Origin of the sequence: Hufsiella ginkgonis (assembly GCF_009834915.1) — a bacterium.
In the GTDB taxonomy this organism is placed as follows: Bacteria; Bacteroidota; Bacteroidia; order Sphingobacteriales; family Sphingobacteriaceae; genus Hufsiella; species Hufsiella ginkgonis.
Map to the genome: position 1 here is coordinate 869948 of NZ_WVHS01000003.1, position 26027 is coordinate 895974.

A 26027-nucleotide genomic window follows, 5' to 3' on the forward strand; every position below is an offset into this window, starting at 1 on the left:
GCCCGGACGTAACGTCAAACGTACGAAATAAACTCCAGCGCCGCCGGCGGCACAAACTGGCTTACATCGCCTTTAAAGCGAAGTATTTCGCGTACAATGGTTGAGCTGATCGACGAATACCCCGGTTTGCTGACGATAAAGATGCTTTCGATCTCGGGAGCGAGGGAATGGTTCATCTGCGCGATGGCCTTTTCGTACTCGAAATCCGACACGGTACGGATTCCCCGGATCATATAACCGGCGCCCGCTTTGCGGCAATAATCCACCGTTAGCCCCTCGTAGGTTTGCACCTCGATGCGCGGCTCCGAGGCAAAAACCGCGAGCAGCATTTTCTTGCGGGTCTCGGCATCCAGAAAGGGTTGTTTGGTACTGTTCATGCCGATCCCGATGATCACCTTGTCAAACAGCGGTACGGAACGGTGAAGAATGTCGACATGTGCTTTGGTGATGGGATCAAAAGAACCTGGAAAGAGGGCGATTTTCATGGCGATTATCAGTGATCAGTGGTCAGTGGTTGCTCCAAGGTACCAAAAAAACTAAAAGAGGAATACCCATATTTACGTTGTTCGAGAAACTCTTGATAATGGTCCAGCCGGATGGTGGAAGGATGCTCCATAATGAGTAAACCACCAGGCCGAACCAGCTTCTTCTCAAACACCATACCCGGGATCAGGGGAAGCCTGGAGTTGCCGAATGGCGCATCGGCGAATACCAGGTCGTAATTTAGCTGGCCGGTTTGCTGCTGCAGGTATTTAAATACATCGGCTTTAAATACGGACACCGCCTCAAGACCGTGTTTTTGGGCCATACTCCTGAGATACTGCACACATCCATAGCTCACATCTACGGCGGTAACCGCTTCCGCACCGCGTGATGCGAACTCCAGCGAAATATTGCCGGTACCACTAAAGAGATCGAGCACATGCAGCCCATCAAAATCGAGCCGGTTGTTCAGGATGTTGAACAGGGCTTCTTTAGATTGGTCGGTGGTAGGGCGTACCGGCAAGTTAGCGGGAGGGCCCAGGCGCAACCCTTTTAACCGGCCGCCGATTATTCGCATATGTTTTGACTAAGAACGGAATAATACCGGTGTCCGCGCAGTTCCCCGAACTCGTCAGAGATCTTCATCAGTTTAGCGGTATCAGTAAACCCGATCGTTTTAAAGTACTTGGCCAGGCGGCGGTAGCGTTCGTCATCGCGGGTAATTTCCCCGGTAAGCAATACAGGCGTTTCGGCAGCGTTGATAGCCGCCTGGCCCATCAGCGTAAGCAGGAAATAGTTAAACTCATCAGCGCTCTGGTTGTCGAAGATGTTATAGAAAAGCACCTTTTTGCCGTCCATGTAAAGGGCTTCGAAAGTGTTGCCGTTTAACTGGATCGCCAGTCGGAGACCTGTTTCCTGGTAGTAAAACTTCAGCAGCGATTCGATCAGCACGTCGGCCTGGCCAAAAAACAGCGGGTTAATAAACGTGTGGATCGCCGCGTCCCGTACCTGCTTACTAAGGCCGATCAGGTTTTTGAGCCGGGCCTTCCGCAGATGCGTGAGCCGTACTTCTTCACCTTCGCGGATGTTGAGGAATGCGCTGTAAGAAGTCAGCATGTCGTCGCTGTAAACATCCGAAGGGATAAACGTAAACTTACGTGTTTCCGGGACTACTTTTACGCGGCGGTAGTGGAACTTAAATAAAGGGTCCGTTTCCGAAAGCATCTGCAGGTGTTCTGCCGGTCCCTGGTCTAGCGGCGCGTCATAAAAAGCCTTCAGCTGATCCTGGAGCTGGTCTACGATCGCATACGATACCCTGTTGCTGCTCAGCCTGATCAGGAGGTCACATTTTGCCGCGTGCTGCGATTGAAAATGAGAATCGTACAGGTGTACCGGGGCGCTTTCATTCATAACAACAAAACTAAAATTTTTTCACGAATAGACATCACCGCCGGGGAATGTGCATTTTTGTGGCAATGAACGTCGCCGCGCTTCTTAAACAGCATTTTGGACTTATACCGTCGCCGCAGCAAGAGGAGGCGTTCTTAAAGCTGCACCGTTTCCTGGAGACAACCGGTGGCGACGAATGTTTCCTCCTTCGCGGCTATGCAGGTACCGGCAAGACCACCATCGTAAGCGCGCTGGTAAAAGTGCTCCCGAAGGTCCGTCTGAAAACCGTATTGCTGGCGCCTACCGGCAGGGCGGCAAAAGTGATCTCCTCGTATTCGGGAAGGCAGGCATTCACCATCCACAAGCGTATTTACCGGAAGAAGAACGCCATGAGCCCGGATGGCGGTTTTATTGCGGCGCAGAACATTGCCGAAAATACCATATTTATTGTTGACGAGGCTTCCATGATCAGCGATGACCGAAGCGATTTCAGCACCCACAGCCTGCTGTTCGACCTCGTTAGCTATGTGTATAACGGCAAGAACTGCCGGTTGATGCTGGTAGGAGATACGGCCCAGCTTCCGCCGGTAAATTCTGCCGACAGCCCGGCACTAAACCGTAAGCTGCTGGAAGATAAATTCGGACTGAACGTGTTCGAGTACGAGCTTACTGACGTGGTGCGGCAGCAAAAAACTTCCGGCATCCTGTTCAATGCCACCCGGATCCGGATGAAAATGAACGACGAGAAAGGATTCCCGGAACTAAAGGTAAAAGGCTTCCGCGATGTGTTCCGCATGACGGGAGAAAAGCTCCCCGACGGTTTGCACTATGCCTACGATAAGTACGGCATCGAGAATACGCTCGTGGTATGCCGTTCCAACAAAAGCGCCAACAACTATAACCAGCAGATCCGCAACCGCATCCTGTACCGCGAAGAAGAGCTTACGGGCGGCGACTACATCATGGTGGTGCGCAATAACTATTTCTGGCTGCAGGACCCTGAAAAGAGCAATGTGTTTATCGCCAACGGCGACATCGCCAAAGTACGCAAGGTGCGCACCGAAACCACCATGTATGGCTTCCGCTTTGCGGACGTGGTGCTCGAGTTCCCCGATTACCCCGACGAAGAGCCGCTGAGCTGTAAATTGATGCTCGACACGCTCTATATGGATAGCCCCAATCTTCCGCAAAGCGATAATAAACGTTTTTTTGATGCCGTAATGGAGGATTATGCGCACCTGCCTGCCAAACGTGAGCGCTACCTGGCTATGAAAACCGATCCTTTTTATAATGCGCTCCAGGTGAAGTTCGCATTTGCGGTTACCTGTCATAAGGCGCAGGGCGGGCAATGGGAGGCGGTTTTTGTAGACCAGGGCTTCCTGACGGAGGACATGGTAGACACCGACTTCCTGAGATGGCTGTATACCGCCATCACCCGTTCGGTAAAAGAATTATTCCTGGTAAATTTCAGCAGCCAGTTCTTCGAAGAAGGAAGCCAGGAGGCAATGTAGCTACACGATCCGGTACTGGATAGCATACCTCATCAGCGCTGCGGTATTTTTGGTGCCTGTTTTATGAAGTAACTTAAAACGGTGCCCTTCAATGGTGCGCCGGCTGGTAAAAAGCCGGTCGGCGATCTCGTTATTGGTAAGCCCTTCGGCTACCAGCTTAAGCACTTCAAGCTCGCGCGCTGAAAGTCCCGCCGGCTCTTTAAACGACATTTCGCGGTTCTTCTCCAGTTTGTTTAACAGTTTTATCGCCATTTCCGAGCATAGATACTGTTTGCCGGAGGAAACATGCCTGATAGCGAACAACATTTCTTCGTTGCTGATGTTTTTAAGCAGGTAGCCGCTTGCGCCCGCATCAAAAGCCTTTTGTGCATATTGCTCCTGGTCGAGCATGGTGAGAATGATCACCTTAACCGGCGAATGGCCACGCAAAGCGGCGGTTAGCTGGATGCCGTCGAGCTCTGGCATGTTAATGTCGGTAATGAGTACATCTGCGGCAGCTGACTGGCTGATGATCAGTTCTTTAGCTATTTGACCGTTGGTGGCCTCACCGGTAACTTTTAAATCTGGTTCTTTTTCAAGGAGAGACCGAATACCATTTCTAACAATACTGTGGTCCTCTGCTAAAACGATGTTTATCAAGTTCGTGTTGGTTAACTTTCAAGCAAATTTCTCTTTTATTATTTTACCCTCGCATGCGTATTATTACGTAAATTTAAACGTAAAAATACCTGTATTGAAGAAGCGTTAGCCGGTTACCTTTCGCTAACCAGGCAATATCATGTACTGAACAGGTTAATACAGAAATCCCCGATCGCTGGCGTATGTTCTGCACCGGCTGGTATTGGCACCCGGCGGAGGTAGTGCGCACAAAATTTTTACATCTGCCCACGCTGGCTGATCCGTCTAATTGTAAAAAAAAATGTAAAAAACTTTAAATCCAGTGATTGACATCGCCGATGACGTGGATTGCCTGATCCTTACGAATTGGCGGATAACAGGATGGTGGGGTATAAGTTTGAAGAGTTATTGCATCAGCTCAATCACTTCCAGCACATGGAGAGCCTCGCCGAGAGAATGGCTAAAGTTCTCGAATTCGTCGCCGGCAAAGCTGAAACGGACGTCTTCGCTGGGTGTCCTCAGTACGATGCGCAGCTCGCCATCGGGAAAAGGCAGCGCAAGATCGTCGAAATCCATCGCCTGTACGGATCTTTTAAATGCGGTAAAATCCTCCCTGCGACTAAATGAGAGGAGGATATTGTTATGCCAGATCGAAAATTCCCGGCAGTCGATGCACTGGCTGATCATCGTTTGAGCGTTCCAGCTTAAGACTCTCGTTTTACACATAGCGGCTGTTCATCAATGCCTCAAAATTATATTATTTAGAATAGTTCTAAACAATCAAATCCTAAATGACAAATCAATGACAATACAGGCTTTAGAACGATTCTAGATAGTTGTTGCATGTAAGTGTAAATTATCTTTTCTTTGTCGCTGTTTATAATTAATCTAAATAAAGATAATATGATAATGAAAGGTTTACCACTCATAGCTCTGCTGGCAGTGGCAGGCATGGTACAGGCGCAGGACACCACCAGGGTAACGGGAAAGACAACGGCGGATACCACTGCGCATTTAAGGGAGATCGAGTTAAAATCGCAATCGAAAAAATACAAAATCGACGAACCGTCGCCTTCCCTGCGTCTCACTTCGCCGTTGATCGGGATCCCGCAGAATATCCAGGTGATTTCGTCCGGCGTATTGTCTGATCAGCAGGTGATCAGCATGAGCGATAACCTGATCAGGAACGTAAGCGGCGCCACCCGTCTCGAGCATTGGGGAGATATGTACACCAATATTACCATGCGCGGTTCGCAGATCCAGGCATTCAGGAACGGCTTTAACGTGGTAAACTCTTATTGGGGCCCGTTAACCGAGGACATGAGTTTTGTAGACCACATTGAATTTGTAAAAGGCCCGGCAGGTTTCATGCTTTCTAACGGCGATCCAAGCGGGTTGTATAACGTGGTAACCAAAAAGCCGACCGGGCAGGCCAAAGGTGAAGCGAGCCTGACGGTAGGTAGTTTCGACCTGTACCGCGCTACCCTCGACCTTGACGGTAAGCTGAGCAAGGATGGCAGGCTGCTGTACCGCTTAAACCTGGCAGGTCAGAACAAGAACTCTTTTCGTGCCTACGAGTACAATAACCGCTACAGCTTTGCACCGGTAATTTCATACCAGCTGGACGGGAAGACCAGGTTAACGGCAGAATATACGTACCAGGCGGCCCGCATGTCGGACGTAGGCTCGTTCTACGTGTTCGGTACCAACGGCTACGGCACGCTGCCGGTCGGTTTTACGCAGATAGCGCCGGGCCTGGAGCCGACAAAGATCAACGATCACAGCAGCTTTCTTACCCTCGATCACCAGCTAAACGCCGACTGGAAACTAACCGCACAGGCTTCTTACTTCAATTACCAGCAGCAAGGAAGCTCGTTATGGCCAAACGAGGTAAATGCAGACGGCACCCAGATCCGTTCGGTGGGTATCTGGGATGCGAAAAGCGAAATGACGCTGGCACAGGCTTTTGTAAACGGTAATTTTAACACGGGCGGCGTTGGCCATCGCATATTGGGCGGGCTGGATGTAGGTAACAAAAACTACATGGCGGATTGGGGACAAAGTCACGCACTTGATAAAGCCGGAGCCCTGTTCGACGACCAAAACCCGAACTACGGCGCGCCATCTAACGGGTACCCCACCTGGGACCGTACTACCCCGCTTGAAGCACGTGCAGTGGCCGCGGGCGGTTTGATGGACCAGCGTTATACAGGTGTTTACCTGCAGGACGACCTGGGCTTTATCAACAACAAGGTAAGGCTTACGCTGGCCGGGCGTTATACCTATGTTTCGCAATCTGCCTGGGGAGGCGCCCCGGTATCGGCTAAACATGTAACCCCGCGTATCGGGCTCAGCGTTTCCGTAACCCCGCATACTTCGCTGTATGCGTTGCATGACCAGGCGTTTGTTCCGCAAAGCGGGAAGCTGGCTAGTGGCAACGATGTTAAGCCGATCACCGGAAGCAATACCGAGCTTGGTTTAAAGAGGGACTGGTTCGGCGGCAATTGGAATACTACGTTTTCTGTATACCGCATCATGAAAAACAACGAGCTTACCGCCGACCCGAACAGCCCGCCGACTTCAGGCTTGAGCGTCGTTATGGGTAAGAAAAGGGCGCAAGGTATCGAGTTCGACTTGCGCGGGCAGTTGTTCCGTGGCCTTAATCTTACCGCGAACTATGCTTATACCGATGGAAGGGTGACCGAGGTTGCACCCGGCGTTACAGGGGTAGAAGCAGGCGACGTAGTGCCTGGCTTTTCAAAGCACATTATGAACACCTGGCTTAATTATAAATTGCAATCGGGCGTGTTAAAAGGGACCGGCCTATCCGCAGGCTTTTCTTACCAGGCGGGCCGTACCACGGATAGCTGGAGCGAATCGGATGTGCGTATGCCCGACTATTTCCGGCTCGACGGCGGCGTATTCTGGTCTAAAGACCGCATGAACATCACCGCAAACGCGTTTAACCTCCTCGACAAATACCTGTACAGCGGTTCTTACTACGCGTACCTGAACGCTTTTTACTGGCAAACAGAAGCGCCGCGGAGTTTCAGGTTAAGCGTTGGCTATAAATTCTAAGCATGACCTTTAAGAAGATCATCGGAAAGATACACCTTTGGCTCGGACTTTCGTCCGGGCTAATCGTTTTATTCCTGGCTGTCACGGGTTGTATCCTGGCTTTCGAGCGCGAAATAGAAGATGCCACGCAATCCTATCGCTTCGCGGAAGCGCAGGATAAATTACCCCTGGCCCCATCGGTGATCAAACAGATCGCCGACCGACAATTGCCAGGAAAAGCGGTCCATAGCATTGGTTACGAAACCGGCCGCTCCACCATTGCGGTATATTTCGGCAGCGAGCCGGAAGCGTACTACTATCTTGTTTTCCTGGACCCGTACGCTGGTAAAGTCCTGAAAGTAAAGGATATGTCGGTCGATTTTTTCCGTGTGGTTATCATGGGGCATTATTACCTGTGGCTGCCTCCGGCCATCGGTCAGCCCATCGTCGCTTCGGCCACGCTGATCTTCTTTTTGCTGATGATAACGGGGCTGATCCTTTGGTGGCCGAGGCATAAAGCAGCCTTAAAACAACGCTTTTCGGTTAAATGGAACGCCAGGTGGCGAAGGGTGAACTATGATATGCACAACGTATTTGGCTTTTACATGACCTGGGTTGCCGTGTTTATCGCGGTTACCGGGCTTATCATGGGTTTCCAATGGTTCTCCAAATCGGTGTACTGGGTGGCATCGGGCGGCAAGCAGGTAGTGGAGTACCACGAAGTGTTTTCTGACACTGCGAAAATAGCGGCATGGAAGGGAGCGCCGGCCATCGATCAGCTCTGGCTGAAGACCCGCCAGGATAATCCCCGCTTCGGCGGAAGCGTGGAGATGCACCCGCCAGCCAATGACAAAGGTGTGATAGAGGTGGCTATTAACCCCGATACCGAAACTTACTGGCGTGCGGATTACCGTTACTATGATCAGCATACGCTGGAGGAGATCACCGTAAACCACCTGTACGGACGGTACCGCAACACCTCGGTGGCCGATAAGATCATCCGCATGAACTATGATGTGCACGTGGGCGCGATCGGGGGAATTCCTGGTAAGTCGCTCGCTTTTTGTGCAAGCCTGGTGGCCGCGAGCCTCCCGGTTACGGGTTTTTTAATCTGGCGGGGAAGAAACAAGAAAAAGGGAAGAGCTTAACGCTACTTCCCTTGTACGATCTTGTATAAGGCGCCCTTGTTGGTTTCAAGCATCATGGTAAGCAAATAGATCTCGCCCGACCGGTCTTCGCCGAAACTATAGATATGCCAGTATCCTGCTGCATGTGATATCGATAACTTTTCCCGGTTCCACCGTTCTTTTTTTGTATCGGTTAACGTCCATACCGGCCCGGTCCAGTCGGCGAACACGTATTTTCCAACCAATGCCGGGATCTGCTTTCCGCGATAGACAAAGCCGCCTGTTACACTGATGCCCTCCGGGTGCGGGTATTCCGTAATGGGATTCAGCCAGTTGCCCGGATCCGGGTCAGCCGGGTATTTTTCATGCAAGCCTTCCCGTTTGCGCCAGCCATAGTTGCCACCCCTGGTAACGAGGTTCACTTCTTCATAATTGTCCTGGCCAACATCGCCGGAAAACAGTTTGCCCGTCTGTTTATCGAAACTTATCCGCCATGGATTGCGAAAGCCGTAGGCAAAGATTTCCGGGCTTATGCCTTGCTTGCCCGCAAACGGGTTGTCTTTGGGGATGCCATAAGGCGATTGGTTGATGTCGATCCGCAGGATCTTGCCAAGGAAATTACCCAGGTCCTGCGCATTGCCGAACTGGCCGTGTTTGTCGTTTTGTCCGCCGCCGTCGCCCGCCGCGATATATAAAAACCCATCGGGACCGAATTTAATATCGCCGCCATTGTGGTTCGACTGCGGTTCGTTAAACGTGAGCACCGTTTTCATGGTGGTTTTGTCTGCCGCATCGGCGTCTTTCGACACCGCGTACTCCCTGATCACGCTTTTATGGTCCACGCCCGGCACTTTAGGTACTACCGGGATGCTGCAATACACGTAGAACTTGCCATTTTTGGCGAAGTCGGGATGAAAGGCCAGCCCGAGCAAGCCGCGTTCTTCGTAGCCTTCTTTTTTTATTACCTCACCGGTGATGTCGAGGAATGGCACGGGCAGCAGCGTTCCGTTTTTTATGATCCGGATGCGGCCTTCCTGCTCGCAAACAAAAAGCCTGCCCGATTTATCGTCCGGCTCCGCAAATGCGGTAGGATGGGTAAGCTGATCCGTCAACAGTTTCACCTCCAGCTTAAGCGGGGAGTCGGGTACCTGGGCATTACCGATAGCGCTTTCTAATACTAGCGCAACGAATAAGACTCCTAAAAAATATTTGGGTTTCATGGGTGTAAGATAGGAAATAAAGGCGGACCCGGCCGAGCTTAGTACCCGGCAACCGGCTGAAGCCATTTATCCTGTATGAATTTGGTGCGGGCGCTGATTTCGGGATTTACCGTAAGCTGTGCTTTCTTCGTCGCATCTTCGGTGAACTTAATGCCTCCCAGGCCGAAGTAATAATCATATGGGATCGGCTCGTTGCCCGATACGTATCGCTGCAGGAATGTTTTTACTTGCGGGTAGGTTAGCTCCCCGATCACGTCAAACAACTCGTTATCGTTAAAGAACTTCCTGCGGCCATAGCGCACACCGAGATCGTGCTTAAGGTCTTTAAATCCGTAGTTCCCGTCAGACAGATCGAGCAGCAGCAAATCAAGGCATGCGCCGATCAATGCGCCTTTTTCGTAAACGTTGCCATATTGTTTTTCGTAAGTGGTGGCTGCCAGCTTGCTTAATTTAGTGAAAGCCAGGGTATCGTTATACGACTTTCTTGAGCGTGTGATCTTCGAAGCCATCACATCCAGGAATTCCTTTGGTGTTTTTAAGCCGTATTTCACTTGCACATGGTGTGCGGTGTACTCCGTGCTGCCTTCATATAACCAGAGGTGTTCTGAAAGCACTTCCTCGTTAAAGTTAAATTCCTTGATCTCGCGCGAAGCGATGGTTAAGGGCGTGATAATATGGAAAAACTCGTGTGAGGCGATATCCACAATCTGTGCAGGCGGGATGGTGTTAGGCAGGTAGTAGAACGATGAAGTGGTGTGTTCGAGGGCGCCGCCAAGCCCGGCGGGGAAGGAGTGCTTCATCTCGCGGGTGCGGAAATAGAACAGGAACGCATATTTATCGGCCGGGAGCTTGCCGCCAAGGTAGTTTTTGGCCGCGTTTAACAGCGATGATAATCCGGCGGCGATCTGTTTGGCCTGCGGGGTTTTGGTGGGCGAGTACACGGAAACCAGTACCTGGCAGTTGCCGACTTTCATTGAAACGGTATCGGGCTCGCTGTACATGACGGGAGAATCGTACAGGTCGTCGAGGTTATCTGCTTTAAATACGTCGGTGGTGGAAGAGCTGATCACCGGGATCATGGCGGTAGAGCCATAAAAACCGGCGGGTTTTTCGACGCTGATCTCGAACGGGAGTTTTGACATGCCATCTATGTAACCGAAGATTCCCGGCGTGTGGATCACGTAATTCTTTTTTTCTTCGAAGTTGGTGGCCGCCATCGGGTACTGGTTATGCTTGATCTCCGTATCGAACGCATCCTCCACCATATAGGTGATCTTGCGGATCTTTTGAGGGCTTTTAAGCTTCCACTGGTTGTCGTTGATCTTCTGGACCCTGATTTCTTTTCCCCGGGCATCGAAGGCTTTTACTTCGGAAATGAATTTCCCGTAATCGCTGATGTTATACGTTCCCGGGATGATGCGCGGAAAGGCGAAAATGCCGTTGTTTTTAGAAAGCTTTGGGTTAACCAGCGTAACGGGCAGTTTATCGCCCGTAAGGGCATTCAGGTTAACGGAATATCGATAGGCGCTTTGCGCGAAACCGGTAGCAGCGGCAACGAACAATAGGAACGAAGAGAGTAAAAGTTTTATCATTTTCTGGTGGATATGGAAGTGCAAATTAATTAAAAATGCACCATACCGAAAAATGGGAATAGGTGCCGGTCACCTTTTACTTTGTGGTAATTCCTGCTTTATCGTCGACCCGCGGATAATGAGCTCGGTGTCTAACGTTTTGGTAACCGCCCGCCATTGCGCGGTATCTTTGTCGATCAGGCCGAGGAGGAGCGTCATCGCCGTTTTCCCGATCTCTTTTACGGGTTGGTTCACCGTGGTTAATCCCGGCTCGATAAAGTCGGAGCCATAATTGTTGCCGAATCCCACGATGGCAATATCCTCGGGAATTCGCAGTCCAAGTTCTTTGATCACGCGCATGGATTCGATCGCAGTAGGGTCATTTACCGCAAACAGGGCGTCCGGCGGATTTTCGAGGCCCATAAGGTGCTTAATATAAATCTTTACCTTCGAGAGGTTCAGGTCATAAGGAATCACCAGGTCGTCGGATACCGGGATCTGGTGCTTCTTTAACGCATCTATGTACCCGTTCAGCCTTTTGCGGCTGATGGCCAGCACCTCCGGCCCCGCCAGGTGCGCGATCCGCTTTCTTCCCGACAGGACCAGGTGCTCAACGGCATGGTAGGCAGCGTCATAATCGTCGATCACTACCTTGGGTACCGCCATCTCGTCGCACACCCGGTTAAAGAATACAATCGGGATACCCTTTCGCTGGAAGATCTTCAGGTGATCGAAGTTGCGGGTTTCTTTGCTGATCGATACCATAATCCCATCCACGCGGTTGGCCAGCATCACCTTGGTATTGGCTACCTCGGTGGCGTAGTCGTCGTTCGATTGGCTCACCAGCACGTTGTAACCGGCTTTGGCGGCTTCTTCCTGTGCGCCTACCACCACCTGCGGGAAAAAGGAGGTGATAAACTCGGGTACCACGATCCCGATCGTATAGCTTTTGTTGGTGATCAGGCTGATCGACATCATGTTACGTTGGTAGTCGAGCTGCTCCGCCAGCTCCAGGATCGCTTTCCGCGTTTCTGATTTTACGCTGGGGTGCCCGGTGAGTGCTCTTGAAACCGTCGATTTCGAGATATTCAGCTCCCTGGCAATGTCTTTGATGGTGATCTGGTGGTTTTTCACGTCGTATGCAATAGGATTTTTACCCCCCGTTCGGGCATAAATGGGAGCGTTCCCATAATATTGGGAATATTCCCAGTGTTGCAAATATGGTAATTTATTTTATTCCTGCGGTCATGCAAGCTTTTGCTCAACACAAACGTTTCCGTAACTTTTGTAAAGATTAGCACGATTTAGCTGAATTGCTTTTTTACCTTTAAAATCAAAATTTGCAAGCAATGGAACATACAGATCGCCGTCATTTTCTTAAAACTTCACTCGTGGCAGGCGCTGCCACCCTGATCCTTCCGCGCTCGCTTTTTGCCGGGAAAGCCGGCAGCCTGGTACAGATAGCCCAGATCGGCTGCGGACGGATGGGTACCGGCGATTACCAGGGTACGATGGAGCAATACGATCTCTGCCGCATCGTTGCCGTATGCGACCTCGACTCCAAACGTGCAGGTATCGCAAAGAATTCTATTACACAGTTTTATCAAAAGAAAGGGGAGAGCCAGGTCGACATCAAGGTGTACCACGACTATAAGGAAGTACTTGCCCGCCCGGATATCGATGCCGTGATCGTGAGCGTTCCGGATCATCAGCACGCCGTGGTCGCCATTTCGGCCATTCTTGCCGGCAAAGATGTGTACGTGCAAAAACCGATGACCTACACCATCGAAGAGGCGAAAGCGCTTCGCACGGTAGTGCGCGCCAAGAACCGCATCCTGCAAACGGGCAGCCAGCAGCGTTCAGAAAACCCGTTTCCTAATTTTCGCATTGCGAGCGAGGCGGTCAGGAACGGGCGCATAGGTGAACTTAAAACCGTGAAGATCGGGATAGGCCTCGATAAACTGAAGGGCGTGAAGCCTGTCGCCCAGACGCCGCCCTCCACGTTTGATTACGATCGCTGGCTTGGCCCGGCGCCCGAACAGCCTTATATTGAGGACCGTGTGCACCCGCAGGACAGTATTTCCGGTCGCCCGGGATGGATCACCACCGAGGATTTCGGTCTCGGCATGATCACCAACTGGGGAGCGCATCACATCGACATCGCCCAATGGGCCATGGGCATGGAGCTGAGCGGCCCGGTGAGCATCGATGCGAAGGCAGGTTTTATGAAAGACGATGTATGGACCGTGCACGATACCTACCACGTAGAGCTGATCTATCCCAATAAGGTGCAGGTGATCCTGGATGAGAAATTCCCTAACGGGATCAGTTTCGAAGGCACCGAAGGACAGGTTTTCTGCTCACGCGGAGCGGCAAAAGTAACCGCCAGCGATGGAAACGGGAAAGCCGGTGACGAAATTAAGGCACTTTCGGCAAGTAAGGAAAGCATCCTGAGCAGCCGCATCGGGCCTGAAGGAAAAATATGGATGCCTAGCCCTAACCACTACCGCAACTGGCTCGAAAGTATCATCAGCCGCAAAGACCCGATCGCCCCCGTTGACCAGGGCGCACGCAGCATGACCACTTGCGGCCTCTCGTGGATCGGTATGAAACTGAACCGTAAGCTGCGGTGGGATCCTGTAAAAGAGCAGTTTATCAACGATTCGGAGGCAAACGCCATGCGCTGGCGTAAAGCCCGCAAACCGGAATACGATGTTCACCAGATCATGAAAAATGCCGGCTTTAAATACAAAGCATAAACATTACCTTAACTGGCCCGCTTTTTGTACCTTTGTATTCCCGCAATAACTATTTGATATTTGCGGGGACGTAACATACTACGTAAACGCATAACATCAATCATTACCGGGCCCGACCGGAATTGACAGGATGGCGATACAGTTGTAAGCATGCAGCGCGTTGTGAGACTAGCGCTTTAATCTGAACTCTCAACTTTCAAACGGCGAAAATAACTACGCCTTAGCTGCTTAATTTAGAATTAAGTAAGCTTTTGTCCCGCTGGTCTTCTGTTCGGTCAGGCCAGCAACCGGGGCATCGAACGACGGAACTGGCCAGGGCGCAGGGTGTGTCCGCCCGGTAAGACAATCACCTAAGGAAAACGGTACAGGCGCTCGGCTGGCCTTCCCTTTCCCGACAACTAAATAGCCGATAAGCATGTAGAAAGCTTCATGTGTACCATGTTTGGACGAGAGTTCGAATCTCTCCGGGTCCACTTTTAAACAGTTGATCGTCAGTAAGTTATCAAAACTTACTGACGTCACAACTGACGAAAACTTAAAGAAATTACTACCTGTGAAACCAAAATGGGAAGGCCCCTTCCTGTATGAACCCCCTAACGGAGATCTTAAAAAGGACTGGTTTGTCTGGCTAAACTATCAGCATCCGATCACCGGCAAAATGGAGCGCGCCGGCAGGTATAATGTCGGATTTAACCAGTACAAAACAAAAGCGGAGCGCCGGCAGCATGGTAAAGCATTGATCATAGTCCTCGATGAGCTGCTTAAGGACGGCTGGACACCTTACGAAGAGTACAGCGTTTTTACCGCGCAGCGTAACACAAGCCTTGTCGGTCTTATTGATGACTATCTTGAACACTGCAAAAGTTCTGTTCCAGATAGCCTAAGCGACAATACTTACCAGAAATACCAACAGCAACTTAATCTCTTCAAAGATTGGGTACTCAGTTCAGGCTATGGCAATGTTGATATCGGTGACGTAAAGAAAGCCTTAGTCACGAGTTTTATGGAACACCATAGGGCAAAACGGGGTTGGTCTGGAAAGACTTACAATGACTACCTCAACAACATAACGACCTTTTTCAATTACTACCACAATAACTACGACGATCTTGTCGATAAGGTGCCAACCAGGAGCCTTTCCAGGAAGAAGGTTCACCACCCCGGGAACAAAGCCTGGAACGATTGGCAGTTTAAGCGCTTGAAGGAGATGATGCTCGACAATGGAGACCGGTTGCTATACACGTTCTGCAGCTTTATCTACTACGCTGCGCTAAGGAACGAGGCGGAAGCCATCTATCTTCGTGCCGGGGATTTTAATTTCCGCACAAAAACTTTGGTCATCGATTCTGGGACTGCCAAAAACAGAACGACGGAGTATATCCCGCTTTATCCCGATTTCCTGGACCTGCTGTATGAGCTTGGTATCGATAAGATGCCACCCGAGTATTACATATTCGGCAAGCCCCGGGATATTCGTAACCTTTCGGCAACGGAATTTAGGATCGGCGCACCGTACCCACTCGGTCAGGACTATTTCGCCGGTAAGTTCCGGCCTTACAAGGTAGCAATGGGCATACCGCCGACAGAGCATGGTATCTATCGTTACAAACATACCAGGGCGCAGCACCTCGGGGAAGATGGCGAGGACCTTTATAAGATCATGAAGTTACTTCGGCACAGGGATCTTGCTACTACCATGATTTACATGCGAGGGCTGGGAGTAGATACTCAAAACACTGATTACAAGAAAGGTCGTAATTTTAACGATTAGCCTGCCTGAAAAGTCCGGAATAAAGAATTGCCGAAATCAAACCATATGAGGATGCTACATAATTTGCTAACTTTGTTAGTAAATTATGATTATATGATCCCATTCGTGGTTTGGCAACGAAAGATCGCTTTTAAATGGAGAGGTCGCTGGTATGTTCGTTACGTTTATAAGAGCAATAGCAGTGGAATTTTCAGCTGGACCCTTGTAACAGTAAAAGGAAGATACATTTTTCATCGTGCCCCTTCCGGCGATTGGGGTCAAACTGGCGGACAGCTACTACCTGATGATTTCGTAGTAGCTGTTACTTTGGAAATCGAACGGATCGAGGTGAGACTACATCTGTTGAAATAAGCGACATATCGAACCCAGTCTGAATTACCGGTCGAGACTCATTTGACTGAACAAACTCATGTGCGGGCGCAAAGTAAATTCGCCCATCATCTAACCCTATCTGAATCGTTGACAATCTACCAGAGGGAGTATATTCCTTTAAAAAGGTCCCCGTTTGTCCTGTTAACACGTGACGCAATCTCATTCACAAATATATTAAAAACGAACGAGATCAACTCGTGTTTGCAGGCCCGGCCGCCATTCCTGTTCCTGGAAATTGTACTGGTAACTTCCCTGAAAGCTGAATCTTTTAAAATCGAATTGGATGCCCGGGCCAGCGGAGGTGGCGCCAGTCGTTAAATTGTAACCGGTAACCCCTTGGACCCGAAGACCGAAGCGGGGCTCATTCTGAACGACTGATAGCCGCTTGACACCGTTCACAGTCGTCCTTGGGTCGTTACTGTAGATATCGATGAAGCTCTTTTTTGCTCCAAGAAACCACCGGCGCTTCCAGTATTGGGTAATGTTAAGATCGGCGTTGTATTTGAAATCAAAGGATCCCCGGTCCGCGCTGTCAGTGGGATTTCCAGGCCGGTAGGCAAGATCAAGGTATTTATCGGAGTACGAATAAACTGGTCTTTTTTTTTCATCCAGTTCCATTTTCGCGCGCAGGTTATCTGCCTTCAGGGTGGTATTGATCAGCGTGAGATTTTCGATTTGCTTTTTAAGTATGCCAATGGCCATTGCTGTCGTGTCCAATATTCCGACGCTAACTGCGGTAGTGCTTGCATGGCTGGCAGAGATAATATTTTCGGCCGCAGCTATCGTCACATGCTCGAGGCCCTCTTTATCGACTTTGCGGGCGATGATGGTGGCTTCGGCTTGCACAGTTTTCTTTTGTGCCAGCAACGCTTCCTCCTGTTGGTCACGAAGTGACTTCTCATGAAAAGCATAAATTATGGCTCCGACCGCCAGCAGTAAGCAGGCGATCACGGTTGCGAGTGTCCAGTGTTTCATCATCGTTTTATTATTTGTTTGGCCTCATTGCCTACCCGGTTCCTTACTAGGCTGTCAGTGTTTCTTTTGATCTCATTTATTATTCCGTTCTTCACGAGTAGCGCCTGCACCAGATCGTCCTTCTCCTGCCGAACAGTTGCAAGGTCAGACCTCAGCTGCGCTTTTTCAGCCTCGCAGTTTATATTAACCTGGTCAGAGGCCCCGCCGAACTTGTAGACGAAGAACCACATCAGGGACACGGCGATGATCAGCATGTAGGTACCCGGATATTTCGCGACCTGCAAAAAGGTTATTTTCGGTATATGATTTTGCATGGCCCATTACTTTTTTGTTAAATCAACCCGGCTGAACCAACTCACTGCAAACGCTTCCTGACTGGGCGCCTTCTCCATGATTTCGATGTATCGGGATCCCTGCATTACGTTTAGGATTTTGTAAAGCAAAGCTTTATCCGGGTGACTGTTCAGGGCGTTGATCGTATAAGCTCCGATCTTACCGTCAATCACAAGATCGGGATATAGCCTTTGGTTCTTATTTGTGACATTCAGCGCGCGCTGGAGGTACCTAGCTGCTTGACCGGTACCCTGATTTACCCCGGTATCGAAAAGCTCATTCGCGATAGCTTGATCATTGATATCATTGAGCCGGTTAATCTGCCAATAGGAACTGTAATAAATAGCTTTTGCACCCTCGAGAATGAAATTATCAGCATTGATCTTTGCCACTGCGGCCGGCATCCCATGGTTTTTCTTGTGCTGATCAACCGCGTGCCATATTGAAGAATTGGGATGGTCGCGCCTGGTGATACCAAAGACGGTCTCTCCACCGGTGTCCAGCGGATTATTCGCATAGCCGCCTTCATGACCAATTGTTACCTGGAATGCTTTGTTGAAATCTGCCATTGCTTTTGTTTTGTTCAAAGTTCATGCTGGAAAGGCCCTTCCGATAATTTAAGGGTGAACCATCGGTCAATGATCACAACATATCCTCCGGCGAAATATTTTTGATAACAATTGTCCTATGTTGGAAATAAAAAATAATTAGATATATATTTAAAGAAATTATCTAAATGAACGTTATTACTCGAATATTCAACAACAAAACATTTCTCGGTGCCGTTCCATGGATATCCTTTATAACTGGTTTGCTGCTTTTTCTCTTTGGAACCTTCGCAAACTTCGACGATGACCATTTCGCAGAATTATGGTCAGGGTTAGGAAAAACGATGCTTGCCGGGGCGTTATTCGCCTTAATGCTGAAGAGTATTCAGTTTATGGGAGTATTCAAGGAAGAGTTAATAGAAATAATTTATGACGTAAAATACTTAAGAAACCGGGTTGATCTGCCAGAATACTGGGAGAAAATCACTAAGGAGCTCTTGAAAAATAAATTTCCTGCAATTAGCCAAAAGGTCACAAAAGACGTCAAGGAAATTTATCTTCCAACCACATCCGTGCAATACTATGACAATTATAAGCAACATGTTAGTATAAAAGTCGTTGATGATGCAGAGGACATTGTTGAAGTTATACAAAAGACGAGGTTTACGATTATACCTGTTGAGCCGAATGAAACTTTTGTGCACCAATTTGAAAATACGATTCATTGCGGGGATTGCCCCGAGCTAGTGAACTTCGAAATATTGAAGTTTAAAGTAAATGAAAAAGAACAGCATGTATCCCACCAGTCCAGTTTTGAAAACAAGCGACTAAAAACGCGGTATGAAGTAACCTTATCCGGCAAATCGGGGTATAACATTGAAATGGTTGTAAAAAAACGTTACCCTTTACGTTGTGATAATATAATTGGTGCGATAAGTTCTTATATTAGGCATAACTTTATGGTGCAGTTCCTACATGCCGGATTAACACTCGATTTTATCGACATTGGTACCCTGCAGAAATTTAAAACAAACAACGAATCGCAGGGGTTCTTAGAGAAAGAATATCAGGGCATATTGTACCCAAAACAAGGATATATCGCGATAATAAAAAAGATAAAATAATTACTACTTTTGAAATATTAAACCAAACACTATGGCCATCAGTGAAAAATTCCAGAATTTGTTATCAGATATTGATACCGGAGGATAAGATATCCCCCCAATAATTTTAAGGTCACCAATTGGTGACCTTTTTTTTTGCAGCTTATCATAATACCCTGCGTGGCTTTAGCTAAAGCCATCGGTCAATGATCACTTTTTAGCTGCGAAAGATATCTTAGAATTGCATCCTTTACGCAGACTATAAACGGGCAGGTGTCAGCGGACACCAACACCTCCAGCTGCTTGATTTGGATTTCACTAAGCTCGGCAGGATCATTTGCGTGAATGGACTGGGCAATTGGTAGCCAATCGAGCGTACGCGCGTGCTGGTAGATAAAATTTCCTATGGATTTGTTAAGGTCCGATACGTTAAGTGTTCTACCGGCTAAATCCATGATTACGATTTCTTTTGGGTCAAATTTCATATTATGATACTCCTACTAATATTCCTTTGGTAAAATTGAGTGTCGGGTTTGAAGAGGTGAAAACGATCCCACTATATCCAGTATCAACTCCTATATGGAGGGTGCCTGGGTTTAAATAAATATCAGGACTCGAAAGCTGGATATAATCACCAATTTCCGTGGCTGAAATCTGAATACGGCCGCCGTTTGTTTCTAAGGCAAAATTATTATCGGCACCTTTTGCACTTAAATAAAGGGCGTGGTTTTGGCTGGGGCTTCCGCTACTGGTGATATATGGCCTGTGGTTGATCAGCCTGGCGAGCTCGCTGTTAAGATCTCCAGAAATGTGATCTTCCAGTTCATTGCCGAAAGCCGCTTCCTGATAGCCGATCACGGTTCCACCGCTGTTTTGGTACTCGATGTACCCGCGAATGAGAACATGCGGATTTCCGCTTATAACAACGCCATCCTTTATGACACTTTCCGCCGTCAACGCGCTTGCTTCAATGGTCCAACCCCCGATAGTGCCGGTAACAAAATCCAAATCCAAGCCGGAAATGTAATCTGTGGTGATCACCGTTGACTTGATCCATTCCGCATCTATCAGGGTAGTTTTAATGTAACCACCGTCGATTATCGTTGAATCCAATTGAGCTGCGCCAATCAGATCTTCAAAAGCCAGGCCCCCTAAAGATCCCGAAAGGTCGGAAAGGTCTGATGCTACGCCTCCGGCGGCGTTGTATGCAGCAAGTGCGTCTGCTATGGCATTGGCGGCACTTGCTTGTGCTGTGTTAATTCTACCGTCTGCCAGGTCCGATATTTTCTTCAGTAAAAGGACCTTTTTGTCGTAGTAGTTTTTAAAAGCCGCCCTAAAATCGGCGGAAACGATCGTTTCGGTGGTAGTTAAACTGGTGAGTTTCGGACTTATGTAGGCATCTAGTGCATCGTAGGCCGTATCATATGCCGTTTTTTCGGTGGTAATGGAATATACTGTCGCTTGGCCGTCGATCGTTGGTTTTTCGGCCTGAATGATTTCCCACTCTTTTTTAACCGCTTTTTTCTCTACGGGTGTAAGTTTGGCATCATTGGCGATATCGGCCAACAATGCGTTTGCTGTGGCAGCTGATGATGCAGCTGCAGCGGCGGCAGTACCGGCATTATCAGCTATCAGTTTAGCTTTATCGGCTAACGCCTTCAGCAGCAATTGCCGTTTTTCGTAATAGTCGGCGAACTTGGCTCGGAAGTCGGCGGCCGTAATGGTTTCGGTACCGCTTGTGCTCAAATTGAGCGTACCCAAATATGTGTATAGGGTATTATAGGCAGTGGTATAAGCCGTTTTTTCAGTGGTGATAAGGTAATTATCTGCCTGGGCTTCAATCGCAGCCTTTTCCGCGGTAATGGAATCAAATTCACCCTTTGTAGCGTGCTTTTCACCGGGTGTAAGTTTTCCATCGTTGGCAATATCAGCCAGCTGGGCATTTGCAATTCCGGCGGCCGCGGCTGCGTTACCGGCGGCAAGAACAGCAGCTTCCGCGACCGTATCGTCGGTATACTTTGATGCTTTTATCCAGTCCCCAGCCATGTAGATGCCGCTGGTTCTGGCTGTCTGGCAACGCATAATGTCGCCGCTGAACCCCTGTACCCAAAGGTCGCCTACATCGTAAGGCGTTGTGGGTGTGGCAACGAAAACACGCCGTTTGCCGTCCGCTGTATCTAGGGCTTCACCGGCAAGGGCCAAAGCCTGTTCTGTAGCGGTATCCGCGATGGGAACCCAACCCCAAACACCAGATACCAGCACCCAACGCCATGAGGCCCCGGTATCGGTATTAGTAAACGTGTCATTAGCATGTTGGGCCTTCAATTCGGGCGTTGTCCAGTCAATCGCCGGCGCGTTAGATGTGGTAGGATCGTGCTGCTCGAAAAAGCTGATAAGTTGCCCATCAATTTGATCCTGTAAATCAGCTATAAGCAAGTCGACATACTCCGCGTCTATGTAGCTGGAAAGATCCGGCTTATCTGCAATGTTGTCGTACCCGGTGGTGCCGGATGCGAACGCGATTTTACCGCCAATAACGCCCGCGTCAAGATCGAAGTATGTGAGGCCGTCCGTGCTAAAAATCGCTCCGGTTGTGATAAACTTTCCGTTAATTGCGGTCTGCCCGTATGTTAGGGATATTCCTCGTACCGACCCCACAGGAGAATGCACCACGCCGATCAGAAAATAATAATCTGTGGGATCCTGGTCAACGGTCATTTGACTGATGGAAAGTACTATTGTGCCTGCTATCCCCACTTTGGAGCACTTCGCATAAATGTAGTATGCAGTGGCCGGAGCCAACGTGTCACTGCTGAAAGCAGATATATTCCATGTCTTGATTTCCTCCGAAATACTAAAATGATCCAATTTACCGGCCGAAGAACGGAACTTCGCCGAATCCCCTAAATAGTTAGGTTGGAAGATGATTTCAGAAAGAACGAACTGCTGTGACTTAGCTGCTACGGAAATCATCGTCGTTTCAATGCTAAGCGGCTTAATGCTTTCGCTGAAGTAATAGCCATCAGGATCGAAAACCAAATTCTTCAGCTCTTGAGAGGTTCTCCAATTTAGCCTGGCTCGGTTAACGTCGAATAGGCGACTTTGCCTGATTGCTTTTTCAATATTTTCCTGTGCATTGGCCTGTTTGGTGTAGCGGTTGATCTCAACCTGTTCGGACAGGTTGAGATTCGTAATTTTTGACGGGTCCTGTAAGTCTTGGCTGAACCCCAGTACCCGAATTGCATCACTAAATCCGAAATCATCATCTGTAAGCGTTATATAGCTTCCCAATGTGAGGCTGTAATTGTATTGCTTGAAAAGGATGTTGTCGCAGGTGACCTGGTAGATTTTGCGCGCATCTGAATTAAGATTCAGATAATTTTGAGCAGCTGTCTGCAATTCGAGTTCGGCGGCTAGAATATATGCATTTGGCATGATAATGTCGCTGATGATATATTTGTCGCCCACCGCAGGCTTAAAAGCAGACGAAGGCATGACCAGATCTCTTTCTTGGTTGACAAGCAGTCGCATTGTTTTACTCGAATAGTCAAAACTCCCCGCTTCAATTTCGAATTTATTCCCGGCCAAGTATCCAGTTTGAAACTCTACCTTCGCGCTCACCTTGTCAATCAGCTGCAAATTTAGGTCGAAGTCGATCCCCGTGTCAGTGAAGGTGAATTCATCACCAACTGCTGTCACAATTCCGATCCGTTTAGGGTAGATTTCAGGAAATACGATCGTATCTTCCCGGGCGCCGTATTGGGAAACGTTCCTCTCAAGAAAAAGCAGAGGGGATGGCAGTCGCAATCGCGAAGAAAAACCGCGGTAGTCAGCAGGAATGTTTTTTTCGCCGCCCTCAGCATACAATACTGTTACGAGCTGCTTATCCTGCTGCTGAATCCTCTCAATATTATAAAGGCCGTTACCCCGGCCATACTGAAGTTCCAAAGGTACCAGGTTCCCCCGTTTGGTCAGATGGATCGTTTGACCCTCGATCCAAAACTCGGTTTTAAATTCCTCGGCCAAGCGTGAAAGTACAGTAAGACAGTTTTCATTATTGAATGTCAGCATCCGAGTGTCAGTCACATCCACAGTGCCCTTTATCCAACCGGTCTGCCGGCGGGCCACATTCAAAAGCAACAGGTCGATAAACGTTTCAGCGTTTCCCATGAGAGAGAATTCGGACTTGGTAAGGACATTCTCACTGTTGTAAAAAAAGTACTTCGATCGTATAAGGTCATATAAAACAACCTCCAGCTTCAAAGAATAAATGAACTTGATAGAGCTTTCCTTTTTTACATCCGGCTCGGTGTTTATGTAATAATTCTGTCCCTGTATTACGACATGATCGCCCACACGGAAATGAATCAAGCTGCTAAGCTCAAAAGTCATGTTTGCGATATTAGGACCCATTATCGCCCTTTCAATACTGCCAGAAGGGGAGACAGTAGCAATTAAGCTACTGCCCCTTAAAATGTCGTAATTCATCGATTTATTTTAGTTGGGTACCAGGCCCTTGCCTTTTGGTTTGTTGATGTAGGCATGCGCTGAACCAGAAAATGCAAAGAAGCGCAGATAAAGGTTACCTGACGGCCGCGGACAGGTATTAGTTACCCCATCATTTGCGGCGGTTAGATCAATCCAGGTAGCAGTATCCGGATCCGAGCCGACATTTAAAGTATACTGGAATTTTACGGTGGATGAAAGTAGTAAGATCCGCATTCGAAATGTTGCAGACCCTGTCTGATCCGCTGTATTGTAAAAGTTGTAAGGATAAGTGGTGCCTCCTGCGTGTGTATTGCTGTAATTCTTTCCTGATACTCTTCCGTTGGTCAGGTTTCCGTTGATCTCTAGTGGCGTTCCTTCATTTGCTGGTTGAGCTGTACCGTCTGGAACAGTATCAAGAATCATCGATGCTGTACCTGTTTGTTCCATACCCATCATTACATAGCCCTGTACCCCTGAAGGAATATGTAAAGTGGTGCGAGCACGACCAAACACGCCACCGGTTGTAACGAAATCTACGCCATCATCAGAGACCGTAGCATGTTCGAGGGGTAACCCGGTTACATAATCACCAGTCAAAACGGTATAAATAGGGGCTACAAGCGGCGGACCAACAAGTTCACTCGCATCCAAGGCAAATTCCGGATCATCTACCATAATGAAAATGTAAGTTTCGCCGGCAACAGCTGACGTAATTGCATTGTTCGGGCGACCGGGCTCCCAACTGCCATAGGTTCGATCAATTTCCTCATCTGTTTCTTCGTCGAAATTGATAACTACGCCGTAGATCCTTAAACAATCGGGTGTATCGAAAATGCTTCCTTCAAATTCGAAATCGACCAAGGCCTGCCGGCCATTTGGTCCTTTAAAAATATTATCTGCCATCTTTTAAAAAATTAAATTGTGTTGTTAACTGCTGCACCCCAATAAGCGGGTAGTTTTCTTGATGAATCTGCAACGGAGCGCACGTCCCCGGTTTGCATTGAATAGTATAGCTTGACCGATTCGCCAGCGACCACGTTAGAACCGAGTACAAGCCGCCAGGACGTGCCGGACCCCTCCAAGCCTGTAACGGTATGGGTGGATGGTAAAGCCTGATTTTCTACCGTATCGGCGATCCTAAAGGCTGAAAACACCGACATTAAGACGGGTTCGCTTAGCGTTAAATTGATCTTGTTTGCCGATCCTGTAACAATATTTGCAGCTAGTATTTCGGGCGGATCAACTTCCAGCGACGGGTCAGCAAAGGATGTGATTTCCCGGATTATATTTACGATGCCCGTATCTACGTCCTTTTCGATCCTAGCCCCTCCGGTTTGCGTAATGCCAGCTATAGTCTTATTTGCGGTCAGCTTCAGCGTAATGTCTTGCCAGCGGTAATGAGCCGGTACGCCGGTATAGTCCAGCTGCACGGTCAGGGTCCCGTCTTCGTTGATAGTTTCGGTTTTAATTACCTTCCTGGTTACCTGCATATATTCGCAAGTCTCTTGGGTGGAGGCAAAGCAAATCTTATCCCCCAGTAACGTAAATACCTTGTTCATATAAGCCTTCCAGGTATTCCATTCGGTAGGATCACCGGAAACGTATGTAGGTCCGTGACTTCCGCACCTGATAATAAACCGCTGGTCCGGGTGCGCCGCCATTTCGCCGGCCAGGCCGTCCACTGCATCACTGGCAAGCGTTAGCGAGTTTTCCCAAAACACACGGGCCAGTAAAATAGGATCTCCGTTGTCTATGGCATCGTAAACCTTTTGAAGGTTTCCGAACCCCGGCGGCTTGCCGCTGTCTGCCATGTACTGAATCGGGTAGCCATCATTTGCATAAGTCCCGAAGCCTTGGGAAGACATCCCTGCGAAATCCTTGATATGTGCCCAAACGCTTACATAACCAGGGTCATTGTTGGGAACGACACCGGCGTTAACGCGAACGTCAACACCGCGACTTTTCATTTCGTCATAGATCAGTTCCAGGTTTTTTTCCACCTGCTGATAGCGATTTTCGTAACCGCCGAAAACAGCGGTTCCGCCCCATTGATGATCACTGATAGACCAACCCTTCTCGTACATCTCTACCAATTGCGGCCAGGTAATATAAACGGGATTGCTTCCACCTACCAACGGATTTCCGTTCGTAGCTACCGTAAAGATCGCATGTGTGCAACGGGGAAGCACAAAGTTACCGCAACCGTCCGTTAGTATTTCGCGCTTGCCTGGGTACTGCTGACCGTCTCCTGCTGGTACTCCATCGTGCATAGTTCCCAGCAGAAATTTAAAAGCCAGTTCGTACATAGTCCTTTGGCTGTCGTCAGCCTCCCAATTATAAAAGGCGTGCATGCCATACTTAACGCGCTCAAATTCCGCAGTCGCCTCCAGTTCACCCTCCTCTTCTTCGAATGTGAAAAGTAGGTTAACTATCGATTGTAGTTCCTCGAACGGTGGCTCGAAATAGCTGCTGACGTCCATTTCAGACAGTGACACAATCATATAAACCTCGCCCGGAACAGTGGTATCAAAAAAATTTACAGACCGATTCGGCTTCCAGCTGGAGTAATTTCGCTCACCGGTCATAGGATGTACAGAGATAGCGTACACGACGCCGCAGTTCGACGCGTTGAAAATCGTCGATAAGGACACTGCCTGGGTAGCGCGTCTGCCGTTAGGCCCAGTTTTTAGGTTGTTCGGCAT

Annotated in this window: 20 protein-coding genes and 1 other RNA gene; 7 read left to right on the top strand and 14 right to left on the bottom strand. The window is 48.9% G+C overall.

Annotation, left to right across the window (positions count from 1 at the left end):
• Positions 1-14: 14 nt before the first annotated feature.
• The 3 genes from coaD to GS398_RS15990 are packed head-to-tail and all read right to left on the bottom strand — an operon-like array spanning position 15 to position 1893.
• Positions 15-485: a pantetheine-phosphate adenylyltransferase gene (gene coaD / locus GS398_RS15980; protein WP_160907777.1), complete on the bottom strand. Its 471-nt coding sequence runs from the start codon at positions 483-485 to the stop codon at positions 15-17.
• Positions 486-493: 8 nt separating this feature from the next.
• Entirely contained in the window at positions 494-1060 is a 567-nt protein-coding gene (locus GS398_RS15985; protein ID WP_160907778.1) for an RsmD family RNA methyltransferase, read from the bottom strand.
• Positions 1051-1893 (bottom strand): DUF3822 family protein, encoded by an 843-nt coding sequence (locus GS398_RS15990; RefSeq protein WP_160907779.1) that lies wholly within the window; start codon positions 1891-1893, stop codon positions 1051-1053. Before GS398_RS15990 ends, GS398_RS15985 begins: the two co-directional genes overlap by 10 nt.
• Positions 1894-1958: 65 nt before the next feature.
• Between GS398_RS15990 and GS398_RS15995 the strand changes: the two genes are divergently transcribed.
• On the top strand, positions 1959-3383 hold the full coding sequence (locus GS398_RS15995; protein ID WP_160907780.1) for an ATP-dependent DNA helicase: 1425 nt from the start codon (positions 1959-1961) through the stop codon (positions 3381-3383).
• Here the strand turns inward: GS398_RS15995 and GS398_RS16000 are convergent, their stop codons facing one another.
• Positions 3384-4022, bottom strand: coding sequence for a response regulator (locus GS398_RS16000; protein ID WP_160907781.1), 639 nt, complete (start codon positions 4020-4022; stop codon positions 3384-3386).
• Positions 4023-4406: 384 nt separating this feature from the next.
• Complete coding sequence (locus tag GS398_RS16005) at positions 4407-4727, bottom strand: DUF6686 family protein (protein WP_160907782.1); 321 nt, start codon at positions 4725-4727, stop codon at positions 4407-4409.
• 183 nt (positions 4728-4910) lie between these two features.
• Between GS398_RS16005 and GS398_RS16010 the strand changes: the two genes are divergently transcribed.
• A complete protein-coding gene (locus tag GS398_RS16010) occupies positions 4911-7079 on the top strand; it encodes a TonB-dependent siderophore receptor (RefSeq protein WP_237488216.1) in 2169 nt (722 codons plus the stop codon).
• 2 nt (positions 7080-7081) lie between these two features.
• Positions 7082-8206: a PepSY-associated TM helix domain-containing protein gene (locus GS398_RS16015; RefSeq protein ID WP_160907784.1), complete on the top strand. Its 1125-nt coding sequence runs from the start codon at positions 7082-7084 to the stop codon at positions 8204-8206.
• Between the two features lie 2 nt (positions 8207-8208).
• Here GS398_RS16015 and GS398_RS16020 read toward each other — a convergent pair whose 3' ends face one another.
• The 3 genes from GS398_RS16020 to GS398_RS16030 form a co-directional block, all read right to left on the bottom strand.
• The gene (locus GS398_RS16020; protein WP_160907785.1) at positions 8209-9405 is read right to left on the bottom strand and encodes a PQQ-dependent sugar dehydrogenase; all 1197 of its coding nucleotides are present in this window, start codon (positions 9403-9405) and stop codon (positions 8209-8211) included.
• A gap of 38 nt (positions 9406-9443) precedes the next feature.
• Entirely contained in the window at positions 9444-10997 is a 1554-nt protein-coding gene (locus tag GS398_RS16025; protein ID WP_160907786.1) for a M61 family metallopeptidase, read from the bottom strand.
• Between the two features lie 69 nt (positions 10998-11066).
• Positions 11067-12110 carry a LacI family DNA-binding transcriptional regulator gene (locus GS398_RS16030; RefSeq protein ID WP_160907787.1) on the bottom strand — a complete coding sequence of 348 codons (1044 nt, stop codon included), beginning with the start codon at positions 12108-12110 and terminating at the stop codon, positions 11067-11069.
• Between the two features lie 215 nt (positions 12111-12325).
• Here GS398_RS16030 and GS398_RS16035 point away from each other — a divergent pair, with 215 nt between their 5' ends.
• From GS398_RS16035 to GS398_RS16045, 3 genes are all read left to right on the top strand, one after another.
• Complete coding sequence (locus GS398_RS16035) at positions 12326-13735, top strand: Gfo/Idh/MocA family oxidoreductase (protein WP_160907788.1); 1410 nt, start codon at positions 12326-12328, stop codon at positions 13733-13735.
• A 108-nt stretch (positions 13736-13843) separates the two neighbouring features.
• Positions 13844-14211: a transfer-messenger RNA gene (gene ssrA, locus GS398_RS16040) on the top strand.
• Between the two features lie 77 nt (positions 14212-14288).
• Positions 14289-15506, top strand: coding sequence for a tyrosine-type recombinase/integrase (locus tag GS398_RS16045; RefSeq protein ID WP_160907789.1), 1218 nt, complete (start codon positions 14289-14291; stop codon positions 15504-15506).
• A gap of 546 nt (positions 15507-16052) precedes the next feature.
• Here GS398_RS16045 and GS398_RS16050 read toward each other — a convergent pair.
• From GS398_RS16050 to GS398_RS16060, 3 genes are all read right to left on the bottom strand, one after another.
• Positions 16053-16856: a hypothetical protein gene (locus GS398_RS16050; RefSeq protein ID WP_160907790.1), complete on the bottom strand. Its 804-nt coding sequence runs from the start codon at positions 16854-16856 to the stop codon at positions 16053-16055.
• Positions 16853-17107, bottom strand: coding sequence for a hypothetical protein (locus tag GS398_RS16055; protein ID WP_160907791.1), 255 nt, complete (start codon positions 17105-17107; stop codon positions 16853-16855). Before GS398_RS16055 ends, GS398_RS16050 begins: the two co-directional genes overlap by 4 nt.
• A gap of 66 nt (positions 17108-17173) precedes the next feature.
• Positions 17174-17755 carry a glycoside hydrolase family 108 protein gene (locus GS398_RS16060; RefSeq protein WP_160907792.1) on the bottom strand — a complete coding sequence of 194 codons (582 nt, stop codon included), beginning with the start codon at positions 17753-17755 and terminating at the stop codon, positions 17174-17176.
• A 167-nt stretch (positions 17756-17922) separates the two neighbouring features.
• Between GS398_RS16060 and GS398_RS16065 the strand changes: the two genes are divergently transcribed.
• Positions 17923-18858 (top strand): hypothetical protein, encoded by a 936-nt coding sequence (locus GS398_RS16065; protein WP_160907793.1) that lies wholly within the window; start codon positions 17923-17925, stop codon positions 18856-18858.
• A gap of 465 nt (positions 18859-19323) precedes the next feature.
• Here the strand turns inward: GS398_RS16065 and GS398_RS16070 are convergent, their stop codons facing one another.
• The 3 genes from GS398_RS16070 to GS398_RS16080 are packed head-to-tail and all read right to left on the bottom strand — an operon-like array spanning position 19324 to position 25820.
• Positions 19324-23325, bottom strand: coding sequence for a phage tail family protein (locus GS398_RS16070; RefSeq protein ID WP_160907794.1), 4002 nt, complete (start codon positions 23323-23325; stop codon positions 19324-19326).
• A 9-nt stretch (positions 23326-23334) separates the two neighbouring features.
• The gene (locus tag GS398_RS16075; RefSeq protein WP_160907795.1) at positions 23335-24228 is read right to left on the bottom strand and encodes a hypothetical protein; all 894 of its coding nucleotides are present in this window, start codon (positions 24226-24228) and stop codon (positions 23335-23337) included.
• 11 nt (positions 24229-24239) lie between these two features.
• Positions 24240-25820, bottom strand: coding sequence for a hypothetical protein (locus tag GS398_RS16080; RefSeq protein WP_160907796.1), 1581 nt, complete (start codon positions 25818-25820; stop codon positions 24240-24242).
• Positions 25821-26027: the final 207 nt, after the last annotated feature.